This window comes from Streptomyces sp. CC53 (genome assembly GCF_001865245.1).
Taxonomy (GTDB): domain Bacteria; phylum Actinomycetota; class Actinomycetes; order Streptomycetales; family Streptomycetaceae; genus Streptomyces.
On record NZ_MKXB01000164.1, the window covers coordinates 6471 to 18534 of the forward strand.

Here is a 12064-nt window from a genome sequence, read left to right on the forward strand (position 1 = left end):
GAGCAGGGCCATGACGCTGTCGGCACTTCGGTTCCTCGAAGGCGGGAACGGCGGCGGTGTGCGGGTCTCGGCGAGCCCGGGGGAAGCAGCCTCCACGCATGGTGCGGTCGACGGCCTCCCCGGTGCGGATCGGGCCGGAACCACGGTGCGGGGGGCGTGCCCGACCGGTTCCGCAGTCGGCGCGAGGGCACCGCCGACGTATATGCGCCCCTCATGGCCGAAGGCCGATTTTCCGGGGCCGGCCGACGTGTGGGCAAGGGGATTGCAGTGAGGAGTTACCGATCAGTGGAACCCACTATTCGGGAAATGCAATGCCGGTAGTACAGAAGGAAACCCCTCTGTTCCTGGCGCCTTCGTGATGGCTTGTTCTTTACCCTGCTCGATCGAGTGACGTGCCTCACATTCCCGCCCTGAAAAAGTGTATGGATCGGGTGGTATCGGACGTCCGCGGGGGCGGAATAAGTCCTTCAGGTGGCGGGATTCGCGCAGTGGCCGAACGGGCTCCATGACCAACGCTTGACCTGGATCTGTCACTCTCCTTAGCCTCCGTACCACGTTCGATCCGCGGGACTGACCACCCGTCAGATCCTTAAACTACCCAGCGGGGGACCTCTATGTACGATGCCATTGTTGTGGGCGGCCGCTGCGCGGGATCTCCGCTGGCGATGCTCCTGGCCCGACAGGGGCACCGGGTGCTCGTCGTGGACCGGGCCTCCTTCCCCAGCGACACGGTGTCGACCCACTACATCCACCAGGCCGGCCTGCTGCGGCTCAAGGAGTGGGGCCTGCTCGACGAGATCGTCGCGGCCAAGACCCCCGCGCTCCGCAAGATGCACTACTCGTACCGGGGCATCCACCTCAATGGCTTCGCCGAGCCCGTGGACGGTGTCGACGCCGTCTACTGCCCGCGCCGCACCGTGCTGGACGAGATACTCGTCAACGCCGCCCGCCGGGCCGGCGCCGAGGTCCTCGAAGGCTTCACCGTCACCGACGTGGTGGTCTCCGACGGCCGTGTCACGGGCATCCGCGGACGCGAAGGGGACGGTCCCGAGCGGGAGTTCCGCGCCGGCATCGTCGTCGGTGCCGACGGCTTCCACTCCACCGTCGCCAAGAAGGTCGGCGCGGAACTGTACAACGTGCGCCCCGCCGCCGGCTTCATCTACTACTCGTACTACAGCGGCCTCGAGTCGTGGGGCCTGCACCACAAGACCGGCTTCAACGAGAAGTGGTTCGGCACCTGGCCGACGAACGGCGACGTGAACATGGTGGCCGTCATCTGCACCAAGCGCCACCTCAAGGAGTTCCGCCAGGACGTCGAGACGAACTTCCAGGCCGTCATCGACGACGTCTCCCCGGAGATGGGCGAGCAGCTCCGCGACCAGGGCACGCGGGTGGAGGACTTCCGCCCCATGCGCTACCCCGACAACTACTACCGCCGCGCCCACGGGCCCGGCTGGGCGCTCGTCGGTGACGCCGGCTACCACAAGGACCCCTACACCGGCTGGGGCATCACCGACTCCTTCCTCCACGGCGAGCTGCTCGCGGAGCGCATCCACCAGGGCCTGTCGGGCGAGCGCCCGATGGAGGAGGCACTGGCCGAGTACAACAAGCTCCGCGACGAGGAGAGCGCCGGGGTCTACGACTTCACGACCACCCTCGGCGAACTCACCGAACTGCCGCCGTTCTTCAAGGCGACGATGAGCGCCATGAGCGCGACCCAGGAGTGGACCGACAAGATGCTCGGCCTGATCGGCGGCGTCGTCCCCGACTACGAGATCTACGCGCCGGACGCCCTGGAGCGGCTCTACGACGCCGCGGGTGTGCCCCAAGACGAGCGGATCTACGACCCGGCCGGCTGACGCCCGCGCCTGTCCGCCGCCCTCCTCACCCTCCGACCCACCCCCCCGGGCCCCGCACCCTCTCACCGGGCGCCGAGCCCCGAACCGAGCGCCGGGCGTGCCCGCGTCGGCGCTCGCGCCCGAGCCTCGCGCTTCCCGCGCACCGGCCGCCTCCCACACCGCCCTCCCCGAGCCTTCCCGGCGGGACGATCGTCCCGCCCGCCGACGCCCGTCGGCGTGACCTCGGGGAACGCGTCGGCCGGTCCGCTCGCCCACGCCGCCGCGCCTGGTCCGCCCGGATCCGCACACACTCCCCCCGCATCACGTTCCTTCACCCCGCCGTCCCGACGCGCAGGGGCCCTCGCGGCTTGCCCGCGGGGCCCCGCCGCGGCGAACCCGGGGTATTCCATGCGCTTCACCTCCGAGGGAGTCCCGCAGATGACGCGTGCGTCCAGCATGTTCGACCTCATCAGTGACCAGGATGAGGACAGGCCCTACTTCGAGACCGGCGGTATCGGCAGGTCGCACGAGTTCTACACGGGCGAGGAGCAGTTCCGCCGGGAGATGTCCCGCATCTACGGCCGGCGCTGGATCCCGGTCGACCACGTCTCCCGCCTGAAGGAGAAGGGCGCCTACAGCACCCTCAACATCGGCTCGGGATCCATCCTGATCATCCGCGGTGACGACGGGATCCAGGCCTACCACAACTACTGCCGGCACCGGGGCTACAAGCTCGTCGAGGAGGCCACCGGCAAGCGTCAGAGCCTCGTCTGCCTCTACCACTGCTGGGTGTACGACCGGAACGGCAAGCTGAAGAGCCTCAACGGCACGTACATGGACCACTTCTTCGACAAGGAGAAGAACGGCCTTCTGCCCGTGCGGACCGAGGTCCGCTTCGGTGTGGTCTTCGTGGCGCTCTCCGACGACGCCCCGGACCTCGACGAGTCCCTCGGCGAGTTCGGTGTGTTCGCCAAGGCGTACGACCTCGCCGACCTGGAGTGCGTCGAGGCCAAGGACTACCCCGTCGCCTCGAACTGGAAGCTCGTGGCGCACAACGTCAACGAGAGCCTCCACTTCCCGACCGCCCACAAGGACCTGCACCGCATCACCGACTTCGACGACGCCGGCACCTACGGTCTCAAGGGCGACATCGTCGGCGCCTGGCAGTCGATCCGCACCGGCTACAACTCCGTCTCCATGACGGGACGCAGCAGCCGCACCCCGATGCCGAACGTGCCCGAAGGCGACCTCCAGAAGATCAACTGGATCACCATCCTGCCGAACCTCCTCTTCGGGTTCACGGCCGACTACGTGATGATGCAGTGGGTCTGGCCGGAGAGCCCCGGCACCTGCTTCGTCCGCCACTTCTGGCTCTTCCACCCCACCGAGACGGCGAAGAGCGACTTCTCGCACGAGGCCGTCTTCGCCCTGTGGGACAAGGCCAACTACGAGGACTGGGAGATGTGCGAGCGGACCCACCGCGGCCTCTCCAACCCGCTGTGGACCCCCGGGCAGCTCTCCTACGACGAGGAGGTCGTCGCCCAGATCGACGCCTGGGTCGCCCGCGAGACCACCGACACTCCCGCCGCCGAGCCCGCCGCAGGAAAGGCGGCGGAGTGACCATGAGCGCCACCTGCTACCTCATCGGCGGCACCCGCGTCCTCACCCAGTGCGCCGCCCGGCTCCTCGACGCCGGCGTCACCATCGAGGGCATCCTCAGCGACGACCCCGCCGTCGCGGCCTTCGCGGACACCCACGGCATCCCCCTCCTCGATCCCCGCGGCGACCTCGTCGCCACCCTGTCGGACCGGCCGTTCGACTACCTGTTCAGCATGGTCAACTTCCGGATCCTCCCCGGATCCGTCCTCGCCCTGCCGAGGGTCGCCGCCGTCAACTTCCACGACGGACCGCTGCCCCGCTACTCCGGCAGCCACGTCCCCGCCTGGGCCCTGTACGAGGGCGCCCCCCGGCACGCGGCCACCTGGCACCTGATGACCGAGGCCGTCGACGCCGGGGGCGTGCTGCTGGAACGCTGGTTCCCGGTCCGCGACCACGCCACCGCCCTCTCCCTCACCTACGAGACGGCCGAGGTGGGCATCGAGCTGTTCGCCGACCTCGTCCCGTACGTCACCCGGCGCGCCCTCCCCGAGGTCATCGACACGAGCGACCGCGAGCGCCGCTTCTACCGCCGGTCCGCACGCATGGCGGACGGCGGCGTCATCCACGCGGGCACCTCCGCCGCCGAAGCCGTCCGGCTGGTCAGGGCGCTCGACTACGGTTCCTTCCCGAACCCGCTCGGCGTGCCCGCACTCGCCACCGAACTGGGCGCCGTCTACACCCTGCAGGCCCGGCTGATCCCGCGCGACGAACCCCGGGACGACACCACCGTCCTGTCCGTCACCACCTCCGCCATCACCCTGGCCGCCCCGGACGCCGACCTCGTCCTCAGCGACTGGCGGGCCGTCGACGGCAGCACGCTCAGCGGCCAGGCCGCCGCGCAGCGCCTCGGCATCGCCCCCGGCTCCCCCCTGCCGGCCGTCTCCGCCGAACGGCTCGCCGACCTCGCCGACGCCCAGAAGAAGCTGCGCCCCCACGAGCCCTGGTGGCGCGCCCGCCTCAAGGACGTGCGGCCCGCCCCGCTGCCCGCCGACGACTTCTCCGCGGCCACCGCCCACTACGGCCACTACGAACTGGCCTACATCCCGGCCTCGCGGGAGGAGAGCACCACGGTCCTCCGAGCCTTCCTCGCCGCCGTCGCCGAGCGCACCGGCGAGGACGTCTTCGACTTCGCCTGGTCGCCGTCCGACGCCCGCGTCCTCGCGGAACGCACCCACGGCCTGACCGCCGCCCGCTTCCCCGTCCGGTTCGACGGCGGCACCACCCGCGCCCTGCGGGAGAGGCTCGACGAGGCCGCCGCCCACCAGGGCTACGCAGCCGACCTCGAACTGCGGCTCGGCCTCGCCGGACGGCCGCTCGGCACGGACGAGCCCAGCTTCACCCGCGTCATGGTGCTGGAACGCGCCGGGGGCGAGGAGGCGTCCGCCGAACCCCACACCGAGATCGCGTTGCTCTCCCTGGCCGACGGCCCGCCCACGGTCTTCGTGCGGGAGACCGCCATGGACGAGGACGAGGCCCTGGAGTTCGTCGAACGCGTCGAGGACCTCGCCATGACGGCGCTCCTCCAGGGCGACGAGCCGCCCGCCGAGCCCTCCGCGGGCACACCCGGCGGCTCCGCATCCGCATCCGACACCACCGGCGACCGGCCCGAACCGGAGCAGGCCGGGGACGCCTCCGGCTCCGGGACCGTCCTCGACCTCTTCGCCGCCGCCGCGGCCGAACACCCCCGCGCCACCGCCGTCCGCGCCGGGACCCGCACGCTCGACTACGCCGGCCTCGACGCCTGGGCGGACGCCGTCGCGGCACGCCTGCACGACGAGGGCATCGAGAACGGTTCCGTCGTCGGCGTCCTGATGGAGCGTGACACCGCCCTGCTCCCCGCCGTGCTCGGCATCCTGCGGGCCGGCGCGTCCTTCCTGCCCCTGGACCCCGGATACCCCGTGGACCGGCTGCGGCGGTACGTGGACGTCTCGCGCTGCGACCTCATCCTGACCGACGCCCGCACCCACGACCTGGGCGCGTCCCTCGGCCCCGCGCGGCGGGTGCCGGAGGCGGACGGGTCCAGCCAGGCCGTGCCCCCGCGCGTCACCGCGGACGACCTGGCGTACACGCTCTTCACCAGCGGCTCGACCGGCAACCCGAAGGGCGTCGAGGTCGGCCACGGGGCACTCGCCGACTTCCTCACCGGGATCGGCGGACGCCTCGGCGTCGGCGCGGACGACACCGTCCTCGCCCACACCACCGTCGCCTTCGACATCTCCCTCCTGGAACTGCTCCTGCCGCTCACCGTCGGCGCGACGGTGGTCCTCGCCTCCCGCGAGACCGCGGCCGACCCCTACCGCCTGGCCGAGCTCGCGAGCACCGTCTCCGTGGCCCAGGCCACTCCCAGCCTGTGGCGCCTGCTGCTCGGCACCGGCTGGACCCCGCACGCCGGACTCACCGTCCTCTCCGGGGGCGAGGCACTGCCGCCCGCCGTCGCCGAGCGGCTCCACGAACCCGCCCGTGCCCTGTGGAACCTCTACGGCCCCACCGAGGCGACGATCTGGGCAGCCGCCCACCCCGTCACCACCGTCGGCGCCTTCCTGCCGCTGGGAGAGCCCCTCCCGCACATGCGGCTCCACGTCCTGGACGCGGACCTGGAGCCGTGCCCGGCCGGCAGCACCGGCGAGCTGTACCTCTCCGGCACCGCACTGGCCCGCGGCTACGCGGGACGGCCCGACCTGACGCAGGAGGTCTTCTTCGACCACCCCGCCACCGGGGTCCGGCTCTACCGCACCGGTGACGAGGTGCGGCTGCACCCGGACGGTGCCATCGAGTGGCTCGGCCGCACCGACGCGCAGGTGAAGGTGCGCGGCCACCGCATCGAACCCGCCGAGATCGAGCGGGTCCTGGAGAGGATCGACGGCGTCACCGCCGCCGTGGTCGTCGCGGCCCGGTTCGAGGGACGCGGCGAGCCCAGGCTCACGGCCTACCTGGTCGGCGACGCACTCCCGGGCAGGGCGCGGCTCGACACGCTCGTCGGCGCCGCCCTGCCCGCCTACATGGTGCCGGACGCCTACGTCGACCTGGACGAGCTGCCGCTCACCGACAACGGCAAGGTGGCCCGCGCCCGGCTCCCGCTGCCGACCCGCGACACCATCCTGCCCTCGGACGGCGAGCCGGAGGCCGCCACCGCGCCCGGGACGCCGGCCGCGCCCGAGGCCGTGACGCTGCCGGAGGCCGTACGGCCCGCCGCCACGCCCTCCGGGCCGGCGACGGCACCGGAGACCGGGGCCCACCCGCGGACCCCGGAGCCCGACGCCGAGCCCGGGCCCGCGCAGCCGGCCGCCGGGCCGGAGGCCGCGCAGACCGAGGAGCCGGGCCTGACGGAAGAGGCGCTGGCCGAGTCCATCGCGCGGGTCTTCGCCGCCACGCTGGACCACCCCCGCTTCGACGTCCACGCCAACTTCTTCGACCTGGGCGGCGATTCGGTGAACGTCACCGTCGCCGCCGCACGACTCGGCCGCGAGCTGGGCGTCACCGTCACCGCTCCGTCCGTCTTCGCCTCCGGGACTCCGGTGAAGCTGGCCCGTCTGCTCGGCGCCGAGGGCGTCGTACGGCTCCGCGACCGCGACGACCGCGCCACCGAGGGGAGGCCGCGGGCACCCCAGGTGCCCGTACCGGCACCTGCGGCGACGGACACCGCGGCCGAGCCCGCCGGGAGCGAGCCTGTGCACGGGGGACCCGCCCCCGGTCCCGCCGAGCCGGTCAGGGCCGTGTCCTCCGCGTCCGCGACGGCCCCGGCAGGGCCCGCGCAGCCCGCCCGGCCGACCGACGACGGCGCCCTCGCCGTGATCGGCATGGCCTGCCGGTTCCCCGGGGCGAGCACCCCGGACGAACTGTGGCAGAACCTCATGGCCGGTGTGTCCAGCATCGGGGACGCCCCCGAGGGCAAACGGGGCTGGGCCCACCTGTGGTCCGAGGAGGGCGCCGACGACGTGCGGATGGGCTGGGTCGACGGGGTGGAGTACTTCGACGCCGCCCGCTTCGGGATCACCGACCGCGAGGCCCGCCGCATGGACCCGCTCCAGCGGATCCTGCTGAGCGTCACCGCGGAGGCCCTGGAGAGCTGCGGCCACGACCACACCTCCCTCGGCGCCTCCACCGGCGTCTTCGTCGGCGTCATCGCGAGCGACTTCCCCGAGATCGTGGCGGGCAGCGTCGGCCACGCCGACCCGCACGTGGCGACCGGCACGGCACCCTCCATGGCCGCCAACCGCCTGTCCCACGTCTTCGACTGGTCCGGGCCGAGCGTCGCCGTCGACACGGCCTGCTCGTCCTCCCTCGTCGCCCTGCACCAGGCCGCCCTGCACCTGCGGGCCGGCGAGGTCGACGCCGCCGTGGTCGGAGCCGCCAACCTGGTCCTGACCCCCGCCAAGACCCGCTCGTTCACCCGCAACGGGATGCTCTCCCCGCGCGGAGCGTGCCGGGCCTTCGACGACGCGGCGGACGGATACGTGCGCGGCGAGGGCGCGGGCGCCCTCATCCTCAAGCGGCTGTCCGACGCCGTGCGCGACGGGGACCCCGTCCTCGCCGTCGTCCGCGGAACGGCCGTCAACCACACCGGCGGCAGCGCCGGCTTCCTCACCGCACCCAGCAGGCCGGCCCAGGAGGCCGTGCTGCGCAAGGCGCTGGCACGCTCCGGGCGCACCGCCGCCGACATCGGCTACGTCGAGGCGCACGGCACCGGCACCCAGCTCGGAGATCTCATCGAACTGGAGGCCCTGCACGCGGTCCTCGCCGACCCGGCGGACCGCCGGCCGGTCGCCGTCGGCTCCGTGAAGACCAACATCGGCCACCTGGAGCCCGCCGCGGGCATCGCCGGCCTCATCAAGACGGTCCTCGCACTCCAGGCGGCCCACATCCCGCCGTCCCTCAACTACACCACCCCGAACCGGTCGTTCGACTTCGACGGCTCGCCGCTGTTCGTGGCCGACCGACCCGTCCCGTGGGGCCCCGGACCGCGCGTCGCGGGCGTCAGCAGCTTCGGGTTCGGCGGTGTGAACGCCCACGTCGTGGTGGAGGCCGCACCGGGCACCGACCAGGCGGACACGGACCCCGGCCCGCAGCTGCTGGTCCTCTCCGCCGGGTCGGACGAAGCGCTGCGCACCCTCGCACGCCGGCTCGTGCTGCTGCTGCGCTCCGCCTACTGCCCCCCGCTCGACGCCCTCGCCGAGGCGAGCCGCGCGCGGCCGGCCGGAGTGCACCGGCTGGCGTGCGTGGCGGACAGCGTCGAACAACTCCAGGACAAGATCCAGTTGTTCCTGGCAGGCGTCGAGGACGTCCGCTCCCTCCACGTGGGCGTCGCGTCCCTCGCGGCGCACCCGTACGACCTGCCCACGGGCCCGCAGGCCACGCGGGACGTGCTCGCCGACGCCGCCCGCGCGTTCACGGCCGGCGCGGACCTCGCCACGGCGGCGCGCCGCCGCGCCGGGGTACGGTTCCCGACCGCGCCGCACGCCGAGAAGTACCTGTGGCTGGAACCCGCGCAGCGGCCGCAAGGGCCCGACAGCGCTCCCGCCGCTCCCCGCAGCACCTGGACGGACCACCCGGAGGCCGCGGAGCACCTCGTCCTCGGCCGGCCCACCCTGCCGGGCGCCGGGTACCCCGCCAAGGTCGCCGACCTGCTGGGCCGGCACCGCTTCGGCCTGCGCGACCTGACCTTCCGGGCCGCGGTCGAGGCGCCCGCGACCGTCACCGCCGCGCGCGACGGGGACGCCCTCGCCTTCCACGACGGCTCCGGCGCCCTGGTGTGCACCACGACCCTGACCGCGCCCGAGCAGCCCGCGCTCGCCGCCCCGCCGACCTCCCGCGGTTTCACCGAGGTCGGGCTCGACGCGATGTACGAGGCGTTCTCCCGCGTCGGGCTGGAGTACGGCACCGGCTTCCGGACGGTGGCCGCGCTGTCGGTCGCTCCGGGGGAGGCCGTGGGCGTGCTCCGCAGCGACGGCCCCGTCAGCGGGGCCGTGGACGCCCGGCTCCTCGACGGCGCCTTCCAGGTCGCGCTCGCCGCGTGCGGCGCGCAGGGGCTGTACGTCCCCTTCACCGTCGAACGGCTCAGCGTCCTCGGCCGGCTTCCCGCCACCGCCCGCGTGTACGCGCGGCGGGACCGCGACGCCGGTCCGGGCTCCGGCCTGCTGACCGCCAGCCTGGTCGTCCTCGACGGCGACGAGCCCGTGCTGGAGGCGCGCGGGGTCACCTGGAAGCGGCTGTCCCCGGCACCGTCCGGGGACGGCGCGGCCGGCGGCACGGGCCAGGGCCACCGCCCGAACCCGGCCCCCGCTCCCGCTCCCGCCCCGGCGCCGCTGCGGGCCCCGGCCGCACCGCCGGCCCCGGTGGCCGTCTCCAACGGCCACGTGCCCGGCCACCGCCCGGGCCGCTCGCTGGAGGCGGTACTCGCCGAGTGGGTGGCCGCCGCCCTGGAGCTGGACGCGGCGGAACTGGAGACCGACCGCCCGCTCCAGGAGCAGGGCCTCGACTCCATGCTCGCGGTCTCACTGGCCCAGGACATCCGGGCCCGGCTCGGCGTGGACATCCCGGTCACGCTGGTCCTGGAGGTCGGCACGGTCGACCGCCTCGCAGCGGAGCTGCGGGACGAGTACGGCGTCACCGCGCCGCCCGTCGACGCCCCCGGCATCCGAGCCGACGCGGACGAGCCGGGCGGGCCGGGCGACGAGGAGCCGGCGCCACCGCCGGCTCCGGCACCGGACCTGACACCCCCCGTGCAGGTCGGCGCCGCCGCTCCGGTCGCGGGCACCGAGCCGGTCGCGGTCTCCGCCCCGGTGGCGCCCGCCACCCGCGCCGCGGGCGACGACGCGCTCCATGACATCGCCGTCATCGGCTTCGACGGGGTGTTCCCCCACGCCGGGAACACCGACGAGCTCTGGCGGGTGCTGACGGAGGGCGAGGACTGCCTGACCGAGGTCCCGTCCTCCCGCTGGGACATCGACGCCTACTACGGGACCGACGGCGCCCCCGGCACCGTCTACCTCCGGCGCGCGGGCTTCGTCGACGGCCTCACCGACTTCGACCCCGGGTTCTTCCGGCTGTCACCCGCAGAAGCGGAATGGATCGACCCGCAGCAGCGGCACCTCGTCCAGTCCGCCTGGCGGGCCCTGGAGGACGCGGGCCTGGCGGGCAGGTCCCAGCCGGCCACCGGCGTCTTCGTGGGCGCCAGCTACCAGCACTACCGCGACACCGTCGTCGGGGACGTCGTCCAGACGCCCGCGGGCCTGGGCAACCACAACGCGATCCTGGCGAACCGGGTGAGCTTCTTCCTGGACCTGCACGGGCCGAGCATGACGATCGACACGCTGTGTTCGTCGTCGCTGGTGGCGCTGCACACGGCGGTGCGGAGCATCCGCGCGGGCGAGTGCGAGCAGGCCGTCGTCGCCGGCGTCCACCTGGGCATGTCCCCCCAGTACTTCCAACTCGGCTCCCGCCTGCGTTCGTTCTCCCCGACCAACGCCCTGCGGCCGTTCGACTCGGCTGCGGACGGGTTCGTACCGGGTGAGGGCGTCGTGACCGTGGTGCTGAAGCCGCTGCGGGCGGCTCTGCGCGACGGCGACCGGATCCGGGGCGTCATCAAGGGCACGGCGGTGAACCACGGCGGCCGTACCAGCGGTCTGACGGTGCCGAGCAGCGCGGCCCAGCAGTCCGTGATCTCGGCCGCGTTGGCGGATGCGGGGGTGTCGGTGGAGTCGATCGGTCTGGTGGAGGCGCATGGGACGGGGACGAGTCTGGGTGATCCGATCGAGGTGGAGGGGTTGACGCGTGCGTGGCGGGCGGTGACGGATCGTTCGCAGTTCTGTGCGATCGGTTCGTTGAAGGGCAATGTCGGGCATCTGGAGCCGGCTGCGGGTCTTGCGGGGTTGGTGAAGGTGCTGTTGTCGATGGAGCGGGGGGTGGTTCCGCCGTCGCTGCATGTGGTGCGTCCGAACGATCACATTCGTTTCGAGGACACGCCGTTCTATCTTGCGGACCGTGTCATGGAGTGGCCGCGGCCCGTGGGTGGTCCGCGGCGGGGTGCGGTGAGCGCGTTCGGGATGGGCGGCGTCAACGCCCACGTCATCCTGGAGGAGCCGCCCGCCGCTCCGGCCCGCGAGACGGTGGCGCAGGAGTCGTACCTGGTGCGCGTGGACGCGTCCGACGAGACCTCCGTGCGCGCGCTGGCCGGCGCCTACGCCGACCGGCTGGCCGAGGTGGACGAGAACCGCGTCGGCGATGTCGCGTTCACAGCGAACACCGGACGGGCCGAGGGCAGGTTCGGTACCGTCGTCTCGGGCCGTGACACCGGTGAACTCGCCGTGGCACTACGGGATGTGGCATCCGGTGCCGCCCCGGTCGTGCGCAGGGGCGGCGGGGGTGCGGGGCCCGTGGTCTTCATGTTCACGGGTCAGGGTTCGCAGTACGCGGGCATGGGGCGAGGGCTGTACCGGACCGAGCCCGTGTTCCGGGACGCGCTCGACGAGTGCGCCGACCTGCTCGCCGCACACCTCGACGTACCCCTGACGGATTTGCTGTTCGGCGCGTCGGCGCAGCTGCTCGACTCGACCCGGTTCGCTCAGGTG

At 73.2% G+C, this 12064-nt stretch carries 3 protein-coding genes; all 3 read left to right on the forward strand.

Going from position 1 to position 12064, the window contains the following annotated elements; genetic code table 11:
• Nucleotides 1–614: 614 nt before the first annotated feature.
• A complete protein-coding gene (locus BJP40_RS19875) occupies nucleotides 615–1859 on the forward strand; it encodes an NAD(P)/FAD-dependent oxidoreductase (RefSeq protein ID WP_071264418.1) in 1245 nt (414 codons plus the stop codon).
• 417 nt (nucleotides 1860–2276) lie between these two features.
• Nucleotides 2277–3458, forward strand: coding sequence for an SRPBCC family protein (locus tag BJP40_RS19880; protein ID WP_226962370.1), 1182 nt, complete (start codon nucleotides 2277–2279; stop codon nucleotides 3456–3458).
• 2 nt (nucleotides 3459–3460) lie between these two features.
• The coding region (locus BJP40_RS19885; RefSeq protein WP_193097123.1) for a polyketide synthase at nucleotides 3461–12064 on the forward strand (8604 nt) is incomplete at its 3' end.